The following is a 17,018-nucleotide window of genomic DNA, read 5'->3' on the forward strand; positions in this document are numbered from 1 at the left end:
ACCGGTCAACGCCGGTCTGTACGTGGTCGGTACGGGCGGGCTGGGAAGGGGACGGGCCGGGCATGGTGCGCAGGAGGCCGTTGGGCCGGGATTTCGGTTGGCTGTGGGCGGCGTACGCGGTGAGCGCCTATGGGTCCGGGCTGGGGTTCGGTGCGTTCCCCCTGATCGCCGTGGTGGCGTTGCACGCGGGCCCCGCCGAGGTGTCCGCGCTGTCCGCGGTGGGGCCCGCGGTGGGCGCGCTGATCGCGGTGCCACTCGCGCCCTGGGTGGAGTTCCGGCGCAAGCGCCCAGTCATGATCGCGATGGATCTGACCCGGTTCGCGGCGCTGGCGACGATCCCGGTCGCCTACGCCCTCGGCTGGCTCGGCTTCGTCCAGCTGCTCATGGTCTCGGCCCTGGTCGCCGCGGCCAAGATCGCCTTCAACGCGGCGAGCGGCGCCTACCTCAAGGCCCTTGTCCGGCCGGATGATCTGCTGGTGGCCAATGCCCGGTTCGAGTCCACGAACTGGAGCTCCATCGCGGTCGGGCCACCGCTGGGCGGGGCGTCGATCGGCCTGTTCGGGCCGGTCACCACCGTGGTGGCGGACGCGCTCAGCCATCTGTTCTCCGCGCTGGGCATCACCGCGATCCGCGGCCGGGAAGAAGCGCCGCCAAGAACGGCCACCACCCCGGTCCGGGCGGGCGGAGCGCTTGACGGCTGGCGGCACATCCTGGGCCATCCCGGTTTGCGTGCGCTCTACCTCAACCAGGTGCTCGTCGCCGGTCTGATCATGGCCACCGAGCCGCTGCTGGCCGTCCTTCTCCTGCGTCAGCTCGGCTTCCCGCCCTGGCAGTACGGCCTCGCCTTCGCCGCCCCCTGCCTCGGCGGGCTCATCGGCTCCCGGCTGGCCCGCCGCGTCGTGGCCCGCTTCGGACGGCACGCGGTCTTCCGGACCGTCGGAACTCTGCGCGCCAGCTGGCTGATCGGCCTGGCCTTCGTCCGGCCCGGCGTCGTCGGGCTGGTCACCGTGATGGCTGTTGAGCTCGCGATCATCGTCAACATGAGCCTGTACACCCCGGTGCTCGCCACCTACCGGCTCGAACACACCCCCCAGCACCTCGTCGCCCGCACCCTGTCGGCCTGGTCGATCGGCCAGCAGGCGGCCATCGCCGTCCTCACCGCACTCGGCGGGCTGCTCGCCGACGTCACCAGCCCGCGCACCGCCATCACGGCCGCCGGGCTGTGCGTCCTGGCCACCCCGCTCCTGCTGCCCCGCCGGGACGCGGATCCGGCCGTCAGCCCGGCAGCAGATGGGTCACGAGGGTGCGTGCCCACTCGGGAGTGGGGCTCCGGTCGGTGAAGACGGCCCGGTAGTAGAGGGGCGCGAGCAGGGCGTCCACGGCGCGCTCGAGGGTCGGGGCCTGATGGCCCCGGCCCTGCTCCCGTTCCAGGATGGCTTCGAGCTGCCGCTGCCGTTCGCCGCGGCAGACGCTGGCGCCGTCGCCGCCCGCGCCGACGATGGCGCGCACCAGGGCGAGGGTGTCCGGGTCGCTGAGGTCCCTGGCGAGGTCGGCCGCGTAGCGCTCCAGGTCGGCGCGGAGGCTTCCGGTGTCCGGCACCACGATGTCGCCGGAGAAGCGGCTGGTCGCGACGTCCGCGAGCAGTTCGCCGACGGAGCCCCAGCGGCGGTAGACCGTGGTGGGGTGGACGCCCGCGCGGGTGGCCACCACCGGGATGGTCAGTTCGCTGGCCTCTTCGGTGAGCAGTTCCTTGACGGCCTGGTGGACGGCCGCGCGAACTCGGGCGGAGCGGCCGCCGGGCCGGGTGTCGGTGCGGCGCGCAGGAGTCGTGGCAGGCATGAGCCCAGTATTGCATTGATCACTGCTTTTTTATCGCAGCGTTCGCTGCGTTTATGGTACGTTCGACTTACTAACGCAATGATCACTGCGAGACCTGTGTGATCAGGAAGTGAGTTCAGCTGTGTCCAGCTCAGCCTGCACGGGACCGGAGATGAGCCCGCTGCGTCTGCGGGGCGTCACGGTCGCCAACCGTGTGTGGATGTCCCCGATGGCCCAGTACTCCGCGGGAGCGGACGGGAAGCCGACCGACTGGCACTTCGTGCACTACGGCGCGCGTGCGGTCGGCGGAGTGGGTTTGATCATGGTCGAGGCCACGGCCGTGGGGCCGTCCCACCGGACCACCTCGGCGGACCTGGGGATCTGGAACGAGGAGCAGGCCGCCGCGCACCGGCGGCTGACCTCGTTCATCTCCGGGGCCGGCACGGTTCCCGCGATCCAGCTGCAGGCCGCGGGCAGAAAGGGGTCACACCAGGTGCCCTGGGTCGGGGAGGGGCAGAACGGCCCGGTGGCCGTGGCCGACGGCGGCTGGGAGACGATCGCGCCGTCGCCGGTGCCGTTCGGCGATCTGGGCGTTCCCCGGGAGGCGAGCCACGCCGATATCGACGAGGTCGTCGAGGCCTTCGCCCGCGCGGCCCGGATGGCCCACCTTGCGGGGTACGAGGTCGTCGAGATCCAGGCGGCGCACGGATATGTCCTGCATGAGTTCCTGTCCCCGCTCTCCAACCACCGGACCGACGAGTACGGCGGAAGTCCGGGGAACCGGATGCGCCTTCCGCTGCGCGTGGCCCGGGCCGTCCGGGAGGCCTTCCCGGCGGAGAAGCCCGTCTTCGTCCGCATCACCGCCACGGACTGGATCGAGGGCGGCATCTCCATCGATGACGCGGCGGCGTTCGCCGAAGAGCTGGCGGCCACGGGCATCGACCTCCTCGATGTCACCTCCGGTGTGCTGGTGCGGGACCTGCGGGCCCGCCCGCCGGTGCGGGACGGGGTCCACGTCGCCTTCGCGGACACGCTCAAGCGGGCGTCGGGACTCCCGGTCGCCCCGGTCGGGCAGCTGGCCGACCTGTCGCAGGCCGCGGAGGCCGTGGCGAACGGCCGGGCGGACGCGGTGCTGATGGGGCGCGCCCTGCTGCGCGATCCGTACCTCGCCCTGTTCAACCGGCGCGATGACACCGCGGCCTGGCCGAACCAGTACCACCGCGCCCTGTGAGAGCAGAGCCGCCGCCTGGCGACATGAAGGGAAGACCGGGATGGAGATGGCGAACAGGGCCGCCGGGAACCGCGGGGTTCGGCCCCCGGACGGCGCGGCGATCCGGCGCATGCCGCCCGCCGGTGGTAGGCGGCGCGTCGCGTGGAAGGGCTCCTTCCCCGGCGTGGCCGCCGTCTTCGTCCTCTTCCTGGCCGCTTCCAGCGCACCGTCCCCGCTCTATGTGATCTACCAGCGGCAGTGGCAGTTCACGGCGTGGGTGCTGACGGTCGTCTTCGCCCTCTACGTCTTCGGCCTGCTGGGCTCGTTGCTCGTCGTCGGAGCGCTGTCGGACCACCTCGGCCGCCGACCGGTGCTCGCCGCGGCGATCGCACTGGAGACGGTCGCGCTCGGCCTGTTCCTGACCGCCGGGAACGTACTCGTCCTGTCCGCCGCCCGGGTGCTGCAGGGCATCGCGACCGGGGCGGCGACGACCACGCTGAGCGCCACCCTCGTCGATCTCGATCCGTCCGGTGGGCGGGCAGGCGTCGTCACCTCGGTGGCTCCCCCGACCGGACTCGCGCTCGGTGCCCTCGGCTCCGGTGTGCTGGTGGAGTTCGGCCCCGCCCCCACCCGGCTGGTCTACGCGCTTCTGCTGGGCGGAATGGCCGTGGCGGCGGTGGTCGTCGCCCTCCTGCCGGAGACATCGCTCCGCCGGCCCGGAGCCGTCGCCTCCCTGCGCCCGCGGATCGCGATGCCCGCACACCTGCGCGCGGACATCCTCCCGGTGGTGCCCGCGATGGTCGCCTGCTGGGCCCTGGCCGGGATGTACCTCTCGCTCGGCCCCTCCGTCGCCGCCGAGCTGCTGGGGCTGCGCAGCCATCTGGTCGGCGGCATCGTCGTGACGCTCCTGACGGGCACCGGAGCGCTCGCGATCTCCCTGCTCCGCTCCCGTACCGCGTCCTGGCTGCTGGCCCCCTCGTCCGTACTGCTGGGGCTCGGCACCCTGATATCGCTCACCGGGACGGCCGAGGACCTGATCTGGCTCTCCGCCGTCGGCACCGTCGTCGCGGGCATCGGCTTCGGCGCGTCGGTGCTGGCGACGTTCGGCACCTTCGCCCGGGTCGCCAGGCCGCATGAGCGCAGCGCGGCATTCGCCCTGGCGAACATCATCTGCTATCTGGGAAACAGCGTGCCCGCCGTACTCGGCGGAATCGCCGTCACCACGCTGGGGCTGAGGACGGCCACCGAGATCTACGCCCTGGCCATCACGGTGATCACCTTCTCCGCCTTCGCCCTGCGGCTGCACCAGCTACGGGCGCGGCGCAACGCCGTCACGGCCCCGTGCGGCTGAGGCGCCGGTCAGCGGCGGAGGATCCCCCGGCCGCCACCTTCCACCCACCGGCCGCCACCTTCCACACCACACCACATGGCCACTTTTCACACGCCAACGTACACAGCGTTGCACAACGCGTAACTAAGGAGACCCCGTGACCACGGCAAGCAGCAGGACCAGCAAGAGCCTCGAAGTCCAGCGAGCGGACCACACGACGATCCGCTACACGGCCAGCGGTCCCACCGGAGGGCCGACGCTGGCTCTCATCCACGGCTGGGGGTGCCACCGCGGCGACTTCGACGCGGTGACCGACCAACTGCCCGAGGACTACCGCGTTCTCGCCATCGACCTCGCCGAGCACGGCGAGTCGCGGTCGACGCGCGACGTCTGGACCATGGAGGAGTTCGCTCACGACGTGGCGGCGGTGCTGGAAGCCGAGTCGGTGCCCACGGCGGTCGTGGCCGGGCACTCCCTCGGCGGGGCGGTCGCCGTCGAAACCGCCCGACTGCTCCCCGACACGGTCTCCCATGTGGTCGCCCTCGACGCGCTGCACTATCTGTCCCTGTTCCCGGCGCAGGGCGAGGAGCAGATCGACGCGACGCTGCGGGCGTTCCACGAGGACTTCCCCGGAGCGGTGCGGGGCCTGGTGGAGGGCGGTTCCCCAGCCGGGACCGACCCCGCCCTCAAGGACGCGTACTTCGCGAAGATGGTCGCCGTGCGGCAGCCCGCGGGTCTGCGTTCCATCGAGGGGCTGGTGCGCTGGGACATGGACGCGGCGCTGCGTGAGACACGGCAGCCGATTTCCGTGTTCGCGATACGGGACCTGGTGACTCAAGAAGCGATCGAACGCTATGGGGACCGCTTCGACATCGTGCTCGTCGACCTGGGCAGCCACCACTTCCCCGTGGAGGCGCCCGAGGGCACGGCGAAGCTTCTGGCGGCCGTGGGGGCCGAGTAGTCGCGCGGGGAACGTGCGAGGTCAGCCGGTTCGGTGGTCAGCCAGTCGTAGCTGATCCGGTTCCAGTAGGAGCACTGGTGCCGTGCCGCGTACACCTCGGAGGTGACGGTCCCGCTGTGGCCGCCGGGCAGCAGCGACATGAGCTTGCCGCTGCGGTACGGGGGCCACGCGGCCTGCTCACGGGTCGCGGGGTCCGCGTCCTTGGGGTGCGCGCCCGCGGGGTGCGCGTCCTTCGTGAACGCGCCCCAGTAGCGCACCATCTCCAGCGACAGCCGCCGCCGCTGTGGTGTCAGCGGCTTCCGGGCCGTGCCGGGCCATAGGCAGGGAAGCTCGGCGGCGTGCGTCACGCCCGCCGCGAAGCCGGGCGGAGCGGGGCCCGGCGGGGGCGGCGGGCCGCGGTCGCCGAATTCGTAGAAGAACGTCCTGGGCTGACGGGAGGTGAACTGCCCGGCGAGGCGCTGGTATTGGCAGCCGCCCATCCCCTGGAAGACGCTCCTGCCGGTCCACACCGTGCCCAGGGCGTACCCCGCGCCGTACGGGCCGTCGTGGACCCCGTAGGAGTAGCGGGCCAGCACCGCGTCGTCGGGTGGGCCGAATTGCCGCCTGATCACCGTGCGAACCGCTCCCGGTCGCGGGGGTCGAGTAGGAACCACGCAGAGAATGCAGTTTGGTGTCACATGATTTGACACCCGGGTTGAGCTGGCTGTCCGCTGTGCTGCGTGAATGAGGTGAGTGACCCGCGGGTGGGGTTCCTGCGTTCGGATGTGGAGCGGGTTTGCCAACAGCTGGACGGACTGGCACCAGCGTTGCGGATGCGGCTACTGGAGGAGTTGCGGAGCGCGCTGGTGGGCGCGTTGGACGAGGCTCGGGTAGAGGCGATGGCGGCGGCCTCAGATGAGGGGTGGGGGCTGCGGCAGATCGGGGCGTTCTGCGGGGTCTCGCACGAGCAGGTGCGGCGGTTGCTGGCTGACCGGCAGGCCGGGGGCGGCCCGCCGGTCAACTGACGACGGTCTCCCGGGCGGTGCGCAGGGGGCGGAGCTTACCGGCGGCGAGTTCTGGTGACAGCCGGAAGTGGTAGCGGCCGATCATGCGGATGTGGTTGTGGCCGAGCGGGGAGAGGCGGGCGAGGTCGGCATCGGAAGTGTGGTGGCCCTCGGCGCGGAGCTGGTTGACGGATTCCTGGATATACATCGAATTCCACCGGACACAGGCATTCAAGACGAGTCCCAGCGCCGATAGCTGATCTTCCTGTCCTTCTTTGTACTTTTGCCGCAGTTCGCTCTTCTGTCCGTAGAAGATGCGGCGGGCGAGTTCGTGGCGGGACTCCTGCCGGTTGAGCTGGGTGTTGATCTTCCGGCGGAAGAGTTCGCTGTGGTAGTAGCGGGCGAGGAAGGCGGAGCGGTCCAGTCGGCCGATCTGCATGACCGCGCGGCCGAGCGGGCTGGGGCGGCCCTGGCCGGCGAGGACGGGCAGGATCTGGGAACCGCGGACCGTGCCGTCGCGCAGGGAGCCGGCCAGACGCAGTAGGTCGTCCCAGTTCTCGGTGATTGTGCGCGTGCGGATGCGGCCGCCGGTGAGCGGGTTGAGCGGGCCGTAGTCGGCGGCCGGGTCGGCGCGGTAGAGCAGGGTGTGCCCGGCGTCCGCGAGGCGCGGGGAGAACTGGTAACCCAGAAGCCGAAACAGCCCGAAGATCATTTCGGAGGCGCCTGCGGTGTCGGTGCTCGAGGAACCGGTCGATGGCCTTGCCCGCGTCGGGGCCGGTGATGTCGCGCGGGGAGCGGCGCAGCCGGTCCAGTCTGGAGGTGCGGCGGCTGTCCTCCACCGGCAGCAGTGCGATCAGGGCAGTGCGCTGAGCAGTGTCCGGTTGGGCAGCCAGGGTGCGCCAGGTCTTGCGGTTGGTGTGCTCGCGGATGGAGGTGACCACGCGTTCGAGGACGGTCGCGCCGGGCAGCAGCACCTTGTTCTCGACCAAATGCAGGGTGGCGAGGTCGAACAGGGCGATGGGGCGTTCCTTGCCCGACCAGCAGCGGTCCCACAGCCAGCGGACCAGCTTCCACCAGGCATCGTCCTTCAGATCCCGGTAGCCGTAGGCGTCCTTGATGGCGTTCTGATGGTCCCAGCGGGTGCGCTCGGCGCCGTACCCGGCGAGCACCGACGGGGAGTGGCCGAGCTGCTCGGCGACGTAGGCCACAACCTCGGCGGGCGCGTCCTCGGGGTTGTCCAGGAAGGTACCCAGGAACCGCACGGTGCCGAGCTGGACGCCGTAACCGAGCTGCGACTTCGCGCCACGGCAGTCCATCGCCCGCCGCCTCGCGTCGCGGTCCAGCAGGAAGTAGCCGGCCAGCTGCCCGTCGTCCGGTACAGCGGTGAACCTGCCGTAGTTGCGGCGTTGTTCGTCGGTCAGGAACGCCACCCGTCCGGCCCCTCCCATCGCTTCGGTTGCTGTGACGGCGCTCACTGTAAGTCACGTGATCGGCGTAAGTGGAACCCAAGTCAGCCGCGAGGTTGGCGGTAGTCACCGATTCACGTATCGGGCGGCGTTGTCCAGGCGAGTGGTGAAGTCACCCGCGAAGTCGCGGGTGTGGCCCCGAGGACGATCAGGCACTTGGGTTCGGTTGGGTGGCTGACGTCTCGAGTTCCGTGACGCCCTGAGATTCGTCAGTGACGATCTCTATACTCTCAGGGTCCTAATTGATCATCATGTCTGATCGGAAATGTCATGTCAGTGCGGCAACTCAGTGCACCCGAAGATCTGGAGACACTGCATGCCCTTCCCGCGCGTTCGCCCACACCCCAACGGATAACCGCGGTCGCGGTCACCACGGACCTGAGCCGGACAGCGGTCGCGACGACCGCGCCGTGGTTCCAGGAGTTCACCGAGGTGCTGGTGCTGTCGGACGGGGCCGTGACCCGCCTGACCGTTCCCGATCGTAGAGGTGTCCACGATCTCCTCTTCGACCCCGATGGATCAGCGCTGACGGCCATGGACAGCGGCAACTCGATCTACCGCTGGGCGCTCGACGACCCCTGTGAGCGATGGCGGCTGGGCATGATCGGGAGCGGCGGGTCGCGTGATCTGCCGCTCGCCCAGGTTGCGGTCGGCGGCCGATCGTTCGCCACAGCCAACGCGTTCACCCGGAACGTTGTCGTCTGGGACGTGCAGACCCGGCGTGTCCGCCACGACGTCCGGGAGATTTTCAAGGACCTCGCCTACGACGACCGGGTGGAGGGCGAGGGAGCCGTCGCTCTGAGCGCCGACGGATCACGCCTGGCGTTCTGCCGCCCTTGCCGCACGTTTTGGAAGGAGGACGAGGGGGTCGTCGTCCAGGAGATTGGCAGCGGATCGCACGCCGAGCTCCGTACCGGTATCCGATGGGCGAACGGCCTGGCGTTCAGTCCGGACGGTGCCGCACTCGTCGTTGTGGGCGCCCGGCCGGATCAAACGGTGGCTACGATCATCGACCTGGACAACCCGGCCGGTGACCCGGAACCGGTGGTTGTACCGACCGACGAACGCGTCGACCGGATCAACCTGCGGCCCGTATGGTGCGGCGGCGAACCGCGCGTGCCGATCGTGGACCGGAACCGCGTCACCGTCTGGAATCTCGCCACCGCCACCGCCATCCTCACCGTGGACGTCCTCGGCCCGCGGATCGCCGCCACGCTCACCCCCGACGGCCGCACCCTGGTGATCGCCTCACCCGACGACGGCGTGCACGCCCACCCCCTCCCATGACCACAGCCAGAAGGACGTCGCTGCGATGAGCTCTCTTGACGAACTGCTGAACGCACGCCCGACCAGACAGGTCTGGCACGAAGTCTGCCTGCTCCTCGCCGAATTGGATGAGGACAGGCTGGCCGCGGTCGCGCCCCAGGTGCTGTCCTGGCCCGCGCAGCAGCGTCCCATGCCCGACGACTGGTGGGACCAGTGGACGACGGGCGACGTGCGCCCGCACCACTCCCTTGCCGGAGTGCGCCACCTCGGAATCCTTCGCGTCGCTGAGGATGAGCACGACGAAGGTGAGGAGACGGGACTCGACGACGCGTACTTCTACCACGGGGCGACCGCCGTAGCGGCGCCCTCCGATCTGTCCTGGGTGGCGTTGGGCGCAGCAGCCGAGTGGCACCACAACGGCGGCGACATCGTCCGCTGGAACACCATTGAGAAGGATCAGCTGACCTGGCTCCTCGAAGGAGCCGACTATCACGACGAGCCCCACGACATGCAGCTCAGTCCGGACGGTCGGACTGTGGTGACGTCTGTCGAAGGCCGCCTGCACGCCTGGTCCGCCGAGACCGGGGATGAGCTATGGACCCTTCCAGAGTGCTCCGGAACGGACAACAACGACGTCCTCGACGACGAGGACGAGGATTACGTCCGGATTGGCTTCAGCGGCAACGGCTGCCGGGTGGCCATCGGCACCTGCGTGTCGGGCAGGGTCGCCGTCATGGAGACAGAGACGGGCCAAGTAGTGCTCAGCGTCCCAGTTGAACAGCAGGCGTTTGGCCCCGTCGCACTCGACGCGGAAGGCCAGTTGCTGGCGCACACGTCGCCGGAAGGCCGGGTCGTGGTCCGTGAGGTCGACAGCGGTGCCGTGCTGGTCACCATCCCAACCCGGCTCAGCCGTGTGAACGCCCTCGCCATGGCGCCTGATGGAACCGCAGTGTTCACCGTGGGCGGTATGGCCGACGATGCCGCACCCGCCGCCCAGCTGCTGAAAATCGGACCTTCCCGCGCGGTCGGTGAGCTGATCCGGCCGACGGAGCTTCCGGTCGAGATCGACACAAACCTGAGCCTCGCTATTTTCGGGACACGCGCCGTGTGGACCGACCGCGGCCCGTACGCCTTCGTCACGGCGGACAAGGGCTCGATGCTCTTCGACTCGACCGCACGGACACTGTGGGCATCCCCCAACCACCAGATCGTCTCATTTACTCCCGATGGGCGGGCGATGGTGACCGTCGATGAGACCATCGAGGCGTGGTTCCTCACCGGCCTGGACATCCCCGAGTAGACCGCCGGCTGCCGCTGACGCCCAGACAGCGGCCGCCGGACAGGTAGACGGCCACGGAGGTCAGTTGCGCGACCAGCTACTGAAATACCAACGGAGTAGCCCCTTGACCGCTCAGATGCGGTCCGGCGTACCGATCAGTCTTCCTGCCCGACGGGTTCGGTTGCGGCACGGTCGCGGTACTTTCGGAGTTCCCGGTACAGCGTAGAACGGCTCACCCCGAGGTCGGCGGCGACTTGCTCGGGGATCGCGCCGTCCTCGATCCGCTGGGCGGCTCCGGCACGGGTCGTCGCGTTGAGTTTCGCCGGTCGCCCGGTCGGCAGCCCGCGGGCTTCCTTGGCTGCGCGGGCGCCGGCGGCGCGCTCCAGCATGTAGATCCGCTCCATCTGCGCGAACATCGCCAGCAGCGCAATGGCCATGTCCGTTCCAGGGCCCGGCTCGCTGGTATCCACGGCGAGCTTGTCGCCAAGGGCACGCAGGAAGACGCCGCGCTCGGTGAGGTCGTGCACAAGGTTCAGGGTCTCGCGCATGTTCCGGCCGAGCCGGTCCAGGGTGAGCACGTTGATCCCGTCGCCTGGCCGCGCGAAGGCGAGCAAGGCGGTCAGGCCCTCGCGGTCCATGTTCGCGCCCGTGCGCTTGTCGACGTAGACATGTTCCTCAGCGACGCCAGCAGCGCGCATCGCGTCGATCTGCCGGGCGAGGTCCTGCGCGGTCGTACTGACTCTGCAATACGCGAGATCTATGCGCACCACCGTCCCACAACTTGACGCCATGACACGGCTTCTGACACCTCATTGTGGCACCAGCTTTTGACACCGATCAATCTGCGGGGACGTGATCACCGTCCGGCCACCGATGGCCTGTGTCACATCCATGCTTATGACACAACGAAAGGCAGGGCCCCGACCCGCCCGACGGAGACGACCCCAAGCAGGTGTCAACTCATGTGACACCAAACTGCACTCTCTGCGCGGTTCCTACTCGACCCCCTGATCCGTCGGTTGCTGATGATCACTGCACGAGTCGCATTACCCACCACACGACCATGATCAACGATCACGACCTCGACGTCTCACCACCAACCATGCACGAGCTCGTTAGTCTCGCTCCTCGGCGTGCCGCCGGTGTCCGGTCCAGTAACGATGACTGGGCACCCGGCCTACGAGTACTCGCTGTAACGCCTTCGCGGCGCGCGACGGCGCCCGGGGCACGGACCTCGCGCGCGGTGGGTCCGCGTCCGCCACCGCCTCGTGGGAAGACACGAGGAAGGGCGTGTGGCTCGCGGTCGACGGCGGCGCGGCCACTCGGTGGGCGGTGTCGAAGGCCGGCCGTCCGCTCACCGACAACTGGCTGGCCGTCGGCCTCGGCGCCGAGCGCCGGATCGACCGGGTCATCCTGGCTTGGAATCGGCAGCGGGCCGCGCCTACCGCATCCAGGGCTCCACGAATGGCCGGGACTGGCGGGACCTGGCGACTGGACCGAGCCCGGCGGTGAGCAGCCGCGGCGGCTGGCTCGACGTCGACGGACGCGCCGGGCTCGTGGTGCGTGAAGGCCGGAATGCGACCGGCGCCTACGACGACACGATCGTCCGACGCGGATCACGATCCCGCCCACCGGCACGGACACAATGGTCTTCGAGGACACGCAGCGGCTGACCGCCCGACGGCACCTCCTTCGACGCCGCGCTGCCTGCCGCGACGGCGGTCACGTCGGCTGCGCGCTTCACCCTCACCCTGCTCAGCTGAGATCGGGGCGGCGGTGCCGGACCGGGCTGATGGTCTCCAGGGCCGCGCCGAGCCGCAGGACCGTCGCCTCGTCGTACCAGCGGGAGACGAGCTGGACGCCGATCGGCAGCTTCCCGTCGGTGGCCCCGAAGGGGAGGGAGAGCGCGGGCAGGCCGGTGAGGTTGAACGGGACCGTCGCGCGCATGATGCCGCGTGCCGGGACGGTGAGGTCGCCGACGTCGAAGGTCTGCCGGGCGTGCGGCGGCGCGGGGACGGGGCACACGGGGCACAGCAGGACGTCGTAACGCTCGAAGTACTGGGCGAACATCGAGCTCAGCGCCTCGACCCGCTGCTGGGCGGCGAGATAGTCGGCCAGCGTCACGTCCGGCGCGGTCAGCGCGCGCTGGATGACGCCGTGCAGCTCGGGCCCGTGGTCGCCGACGGCCTGTTGGAAGTACGGCACGACCTCGGCGGTGAACAGCACCGCGCTCAGCGTGGTGGCGTCAAGGGCCTCCAGCCCGGGGAGCGGAGCCGGTTCGACCGCGCAGCCCAGGGTGCGCAGGGCGTCGGCCGCCGCGGTGACGGTGGCCGCCACCTCGCGGTCGACCGGGCCGAAGGCGGGCTCGGTCGCCCAGCCCACCCGCAGCCCGGCTACGTCCCCCGGTCCGAGGTCCCCCGGTCCGGGCAGGTCGGCGGGGTGCGGATGGTGCCGCACATAGCCGTCGACGCCGTCGGGTCCCGCGAGGACCCCCAGCGCAACCCCGATGTCCCGCACGCTGCGGGCCATCGGACCGATGTGCCAGTAGCGCCGGGGAACCTCGGGCCAGTGGCCGGTGGCCGGGATGCGGCCCCGGGTGGCCTTCAGCGCGACGATGCCGGTGTCGTGGGCGGGTCCCCGCACCGAGATGGCGACATCGCTGCCCAATCCGAGCGGGGACATCCCGGCGGCGATCGCGGCTGATTCCCCACCGCTCGAACCGCCCGGAGTCCGCTCGGGGTCCCAGGGGTTGACCGACCTGCCGGTGATGAGGTTGTCGGTCTCGGTCCAGTAGGAGAACTCGGGCAGGTTCGTCTTGGCCAGCGGAATCCCGCCCGCCGCCCGGAGCCTGGCCACCGCGGTCGCGTCGCTGGCCGGGACGCGGTCCCGGAACAGGGCCGAGCCGCGTGCGGCGACCATCCCCGCCACATCCAGCGAGTCCTTGACCGTGAACGGAACGCCGTGCAAAGCGCCCAGAGCCGTGCCCGCCCGCACGGCCCGGTCGGCGGCCCGCGCCGCGTCGAGCGCCCGCTCGGCGGTCACCGTCACGGCGTTGAGGCGCGGGTCGACCGCCGCGATGCGGTCCAGATGCGCCCGTACCACTTCCACGGCGGAGACCTGTCGCTCCGCGATGAGCGCCGCCAGCTCGGTCGCGTCCCGGTAGTACAGCTCACTCTCGCCCACGGGTCAGCCCTTCCGCCGTCACTAAGATGCAGGACGCAGCCACATCCGCAGCGTACGCCGCGGTTGATCACCGGTGACGGCGGGCGCGCATCACCCCGCGCACCGAGCGGGAGGGCAGGCGAGGCTCAACTCGGGGAGCGCGGGAGGCCCCGGAGGTCCGGGGCGATGAGCCGGGCCGTTGTGGGGGCGGCTCGCCGCTCCGCGGCGAGGTGCAGCAGCTGGACGTCCCCGCCCGACCTCCCGGAGAGCTGACCCCGGCAGTCGCAGGGCCGCTCGTCGAAACCGGCGAACCGGTAGGCGATCTCCATCATCCGGTTGCGGTCGGTGGGGCGGAAGTCAGCCAACAGATGGACACCGGCCCGGGCCGCCTGGTCGACCAGCCAGTTCAGGATCATCGTCCCGGCGCCGAACGCCACCACACGGCACGAGGTGGCGAGCAGCATCAGGTGCCATGCCGCCGGGTGCTTCTCGAGCAGCAGCACACCCACGGCACCGTGCGATCCGAAGCGGTCGGTGAGCGTCGTGACCAGGACCTCATGGCCGGGGTGGGTGAGGAGTGCGCGCAGCGCCCGGTCCGGGTAGTGCACCCCGGTCGCGTTCATCTGGCTGGTGCGCAGGGTCAGTTCCTCGACCCGCGACAGCTCCTCCTCCGTGGCCCGTTCGATGCGCAGCACCATCTCCAGCGAGCGGAGGAAGTCCTCGTGGGAGCCGGTGAACCGCGCCTGCTCGGCCGTGCGCCGGAAGCCCGCCTGGTACATCCTCCGGCGCTGGCGCGAGTCGACGGTCACCGACCCCGGGCTGAACTCGGGCCGGTCGAGCAGCGTCGCGGCGTCCGCCGCCGGGTAGCAGCGCACCTCCGGCAGATGGTGGGCGACCTCGGCCCGCTCAGCCGGCTGGTCGTCGATGAAGGCGATGGTGCCGGGGGCGAAGTTCAGCCGCTCGGCGATCCGGCGTACGGAATCCGACTTGCGCCCCCAGCCGATCTCCGGCACGACGAAGTATTCGGCGACGCGGAGCGCCGTCAGCCGTGCCCAGGCGTGGTCGTGGTCATTGCGGCTGGACACCGACTGGAGTACGCCCCGTGCGTCCAGGCCGACGATGACCTTCCGGACCGCTTCGGACAGGACGACGTTCTCGTCCTCCAGCAGTGTGCCGCGCCACAGCGTGTTGTCGAGGTCCCAGACCAGGCACTTCACGGTCGCGGGCGGGACCGCGGTGGTGTCGCCCATGTCTCACCCCTGCCTGAGCGCGTGGTCGGCCAGGATCAGCTGGCACACCTCGTCGCTGCCCTCGATGATCTCCATGAGCTTGGCGTCGCGGTACGCCCGCGCCACGACATGGCCGTCCCGCGCCCCGGCCGACGCGAGCACTTGGACCGCGGCGGCCGCGCCCTTGGCCGCGTGGGTGGCGCTGACGTACTTCGCCAGCACGATGGCCGGGACCAGACCGGCGTCGTGCTCGTCCCAGCAGCGGCTGGCGTGCTCGCAGGCCCGGGCGGCGATCTGTTCGGCGGTCCACAGGTCGGCCAGGTGGCGGGCGACCAGCTGGTGTCGCCCCAGCGGCCGGCCGAACTGGCGGCGGGTTCCGGCGTGTTCGACGGCCGCCGCCACACAGGCCCGCAGGATCCCGACACAGCCCCAGGCGACGGAGATCCGGCCGTAGGCCAGGGCCGTCGTCACCAGCAGGGACAGCGGCTGCCGACCGCCGCCCAGCAGTCTGCTCAGCGGCAACCGCACGCCGTGCAGCCGGACTTCCGCGTGCCCGGCCGCCCGGCAGCCCAGGGGTTCGGCCACCCGCCGCACCCGCACCCCGGGGGCGGTCCGGTCCACGGCCACCACGGCGCCCCCCTCGTCCATCCGGGCCACGACCAGGATGAGATCGGCGTAGTCGGCGGCGGTCACCCAGGTCTTGTGGCCGCTGAGCAGCAGGGAGTCCCCGTCGACGGTGACGGTGGTCTCGATGGCCGACAGATCGCTGCCCGCCTGGGGTTCGCTGAAGGCCACGGCCGCCGTGTCGCCCGAGGCGAGCCGGGGCAGCAGCTCCGCCGCCTGCGCCGGGTCAGCGAGCCGTTCCACGGTCCACGCGGCCATGCCCTGCGAGGTCATCACGCTCCGCAGCGAGCCGCACAGACTGCCGACATGGGCGGTGAACTCGCCGTTGTCCGCGCTGCTCCACCCCGGCCCGCCGTACTTCGCCGGGATCTGGGCGGCGAGCTGCCCGGCGGCGCCGAGTCTCCGCACCAGATCCCCGGGCAGCCGGCCCGTACGGTCCCAGTCGGCCGCCCGGTCGCCGACCAGTGCGGTGACCGCCGAGGCCGCCGCGGCGACGGGGTCACGCACCGGAGCCGCCGCTGCCGCCGGGGGCGGGCTGCCGGAGCCGGTCGACCAGCGCGGCCATCCGCCGCACGGTGCGGAAGTTCTCCAGCCGCAGGTCGCCGCCGCGGATGGCGATGCCGTACGACGTCTCCAGGTGCACCACCAGCTCCATCGCGAAGAGCGAGGACAGCCCGCCGGAGCCGAAGACGTCCGCGTCGGCCGCCCAGGCCGTCCCCGTGCGCTTCGCCAGGAACTCCAGCATGTCCGCCTGGACGGTGCTGGAGTCCGGCACCGGTTGGTTGGATGACGTGGTCATGCCTGCTCTCCCTCGTACTCGTAGAAGCCGCGCCCGCTCTTGCGGCCGAGGTGACCGGCCCGCACCATTTCCAGCAGCACATCGCAGGGGCGGCAGCCTTCGTCACCGGTCCGGCGGTGCAGCACCCACAGCGAGTCGACCAGGTTGTCAAGACCGATGAGGTCGGCCGTGCGCAGCGGGCCCGTGGGGTGGCCCAGGCACCCCCGCATGAGCCCGTCGACCGATTCGGCGCTCGCGGTACCCGCCGCCACCACCCGGACCGCGTCGTTGATCATCGGGTGGAGGATCCGGCTGGTGACGAAGCCCGGTGCGTCGCGGACCACGATCGGCTGCCGGTGCAGCGCGGCGAGCAGCGCCCGCAGCGCCTCCAGGGTCGCCTCGCCGGTGTGGGTGCCCCGGATGACCTCGACCGTCCGGATCAGATAGGGCGGGTTCATGAAGTGGGTGCCGATCAGATCGACCGGCCGTGCCATCGCCAGGGCCAACTCGTCGATGGGAATGGACGATGTGTTGGAGATGATCGGGGTGCCCGGCGCGACCAGCGCGGACACCTCCGCGAGGACCTTCGCCTTGGCGTCCGCGTCCTCGGTGACCGCCTCGATCACCGCGGTGGGGGCCGTGCCGTCGGCCGTCGGCAGGTCGGCGAGCGACGGGCAAGTGACGAGGGCGCCGGGGACGGCCTCATCGGGCAGCGCACCCATCAGCCGCGCCGTCCGCACCTGGTGGTCGACGCTCGCCGGGGCCGCGTCCAGTCGCTGCCGGTCCGGGTCGATCAGCGACACCGCGACCCCGTGCCCGACCGCCAGCGCGGCGATGCCCGATCCCATCACCCCCGCTCCGAGCACCGCCAGTCGCCGCCCGGCGCCGGGCGTACCGCTCTCCGCCGCCATG

The 17,018-nt window shown here is 70.8% G+C and carries 16 protein-coding genes and 2 pseudogenes; 8 read left to right on the forward strand and 10 right to left on the reverse strand.

Annotation, left to right across the window (positions count from 1 at the left end; all coding sequences use genetic code 11):
• The first annotated feature begins 62 nt into the window (after window positions 1-62).
• The gene (locus VT50_RS08690) at window positions 63-1,340 is read left to right on the forward strand and encodes an MFS transporter (protein WP_046087031.1); all 1,278 of its coding nucleotides are present in this window, start codon (window positions 63-65) and stop codon (window positions 1,338-1,340) included.
• On the opposite strand, the gene VT50_RS08695 is transcribed toward VT50_RS08690, so the two are convergent.
• A complete protein-coding gene (locus VT50_RS08695) occupies window positions 1,276-1,839 on the reverse strand; it encodes a TetR-like C-terminal domain-containing protein (protein WP_046087030.1) in 564 nt (187 codons plus the stop codon). The genes VT50_RS08690 and VT50_RS08695 overlap by 65 nt on opposite strands.
• A 151-nt stretch (window positions 1,840-1,990) precedes the next feature.
• Here VT50_RS08695 and VT50_RS08700 point away from each other — a divergent pair, with 151 nt between their 5' ends.
• From VT50_RS08700 to VT50_RS08710, 3 genes are all read left to right on the forward strand, one after another.
• Window positions 1,991-3,049 carry an NADH:flavin oxidoreductase/NADH oxidase gene (locus VT50_RS08700; protein ID WP_046087029.1) on the forward strand — a complete coding sequence of 353 codons (1,059 nt, stop codon included), beginning with the start codon at window positions 1,991-1,993 and terminating at the stop codon, window positions 3,047-3,049.
• A 40-nt stretch (window positions 3,050-3,089) separates the two neighbouring features.
• On the forward strand, window positions 3,090-4,379 hold the full coding sequence (locus tag VT50_RS08705; RefSeq protein ID WP_240529091.1) for an MFS transporter: 1,290 nt from the start codon (window positions 3,090-3,092) through the stop codon (window positions 4,377-4,379).
• A gap of 136 nt (window positions 4,380-4,515) precedes the next feature.
• Complete coding sequence (locus VT50_RS08710; protein WP_046087028.1) at window positions 4,516-5,319, forward strand: alpha/beta fold hydrolase; 804 nt, start codon at window positions 4,516-4,518, stop codon at window positions 5,317-5,319.
• Here VT50_RS08710 and VT50_RS08715 read toward each other — a convergent pair.
• Window positions 5,211-5,930, reverse strand: coding sequence for a carboxylesterase family protein (locus VT50_RS08715; protein WP_046087027.1), 720 nt, complete (start codon window positions 5,928-5,930; stop codon window positions 5,211-5,213). The two genes, VT50_RS08710 and VT50_RS08715, sit on opposite strands and share 109 nt — an antisense overlap.
• 108 nt (window positions 5,931-6,038) lie before the next feature.
• Here VT50_RS08715 and VT50_RS08720 point away from each other — a divergent pair, with 108 nt between their 5' ends.
• The gene (locus tag VT50_RS08720) at window positions 6,039-6,323 is read left to right on the forward strand and encodes a hypothetical protein (protein WP_046087026.1); all 285 of its coding nucleotides are present in this window, start codon (window positions 6,039-6,041) and stop codon (window positions 6,321-6,323) included.
• Here the strand turns inward: VT50_RS08720 and VT50_RS08725 are convergent.
• A pseudogene (locus VT50_RS08725) lies at window positions 6,316-7,032 on the reverse strand (Tn3 family transposase); the annotation flags it as partial. The gene VT50_RS08720 and the pseudogene VT50_RS08725 sit on opposite strands and share 8 nt — an antisense overlap.
• A gap of 211 nt (window positions 7,033-7,243) precedes the next feature.
• Window positions 7,244-7,750: pseudogene (locus VT50_RS41300) on the reverse strand (DUF4158 domain-containing protein); the annotation flags it as partial.
• Between the two features lie 288 nt (window positions 7,751-8,038).
• Here VT50_RS41300 and VT50_RS08735 point away from each other — a divergent pair.
• The gene (locus VT50_RS08735; RefSeq protein ID WP_079343791.1) at window positions 8,039-9,055 is read left to right on the forward strand and encodes a WD40 repeat domain-containing protein; all 1,017 of its coding nucleotides are present in this window, start codon (window positions 8,039-8,041) and stop codon (window positions 9,053-9,055) included.
• Between the two features lie 25 nt (window positions 9,056-9,080).
• Window positions 9,081-10,334 carry a WD40 repeat domain-containing protein gene (locus VT50_RS08740; RefSeq protein WP_046087023.1) on the forward strand — a complete coding sequence of 418 codons (1,254 nt, stop codon included), beginning with the start codon at window positions 9,081-9,083 and terminating at the stop codon, window positions 10,332-10,334.
• A gap of 134 nt (window positions 10,335-10,468) precedes the next feature.
• Here the strand turns inward: VT50_RS08740 and VT50_RS08745 are convergent, their stop codons facing one another.
• Window positions 10,469-11,083, reverse strand: a complete 615-nt coding sequence (locus tag VT50_RS08745; RefSeq protein ID WP_206269372.1) for a recombinase family protein — start codon at window positions 11,081-11,083, stop codon at window positions 10,469-10,471.
• Between the two features lie 520 nt (window positions 11,084-11,603).
• Between VT50_RS08745 and VT50_RS41160 the strand changes: the two genes are divergently transcribed.
• Complete coding sequence (locus VT50_RS41160) at window positions 11,604-11,825, forward strand: discoidin/SUN/FTP domain-containing protein (RefSeq protein WP_075200392.1); 222 nt, start codon at window positions 11,604-11,606, stop codon at window positions 11,823-11,825.
• A gap of 243 nt (window positions 11,826-12,068) precedes the next feature.
• Here the strand turns inward: VT50_RS41160 and VT50_RS08750 are convergent, their stop codons facing one another.
• The 5 genes from VT50_RS08750 to VT50_RS08770 all read right to left on the reverse strand — a co-directional run bounded on the left by VT50_RS08750 (window position 12,069) and on the right by VT50_RS08770 (window position 17,017).
• Window positions 12,069-13,496 (reverse strand): amidase, encoded by a 1,428-nt coding sequence (locus VT50_RS08750; RefSeq protein WP_046087022.1) that lies wholly within the window; start codon window positions 13,494-13,496, stop codon window positions 12,069-12,071.
• Between the two features lie 125 nt (window positions 13,497-13,621).
• Window positions 13,622-14,725 carry an HAD-IIIC family phosphatase gene (locus VT50_RS08755; RefSeq protein WP_206269373.1) on the reverse strand — a complete coding sequence of 368 codons (1,104 nt, stop codon included), beginning with the start codon at window positions 14,723-14,725 and terminating at the stop codon, window positions 13,622-13,624.
• A gap of 3 nt (window positions 14,726-14,728) precedes the next feature.
• Window positions 14,729-15,835 carry an acyl-CoA dehydrogenase family protein gene (locus tag VT50_RS08760; protein WP_046087021.1) on the reverse strand — a complete coding sequence of 369 codons (1,107 nt, stop codon included), beginning with the start codon at window positions 15,833-15,835 and terminating at the stop codon, window positions 14,729-14,731.
• Window positions 15,828-16,127 carry an acyl carrier protein gene (locus VT50_RS08765; RefSeq protein WP_046087020.1) on the reverse strand — a complete coding sequence of 100 codons (300 nt, stop codon included), beginning with the start codon at window positions 16,125-16,127 and terminating at the stop codon, window positions 15,828-15,830. Before VT50_RS08765 ends, VT50_RS08760 begins: the two co-directional genes overlap by 8 nt.
• On the reverse strand, window positions 16,124-17,017 hold the full coding sequence (locus tag VT50_RS08770; protein WP_046087019.1) for a 3-hydroxyacyl-CoA dehydrogenase family protein: 894 nt from the start codon (window positions 17,015-17,017) through the stop codon (window positions 16,124-16,126). The genes VT50_RS08765 and VT50_RS08770 overlap by 4 nt, the downstream gene beginning before the upstream one ends.
• Between the last annotated feature and the right edge of the window lies 1 nt (window position 17,018).

This window comes from Streptomyces antioxidans, assembly GCF_000968685.2.
In the GTDB taxonomy this organism is placed as follows: domain Bacteria; phylum Actinomycetota; class Actinomycetes; order Streptomycetales; family Streptomycetaceae; genus Streptomyces; species Streptomyces antioxidans.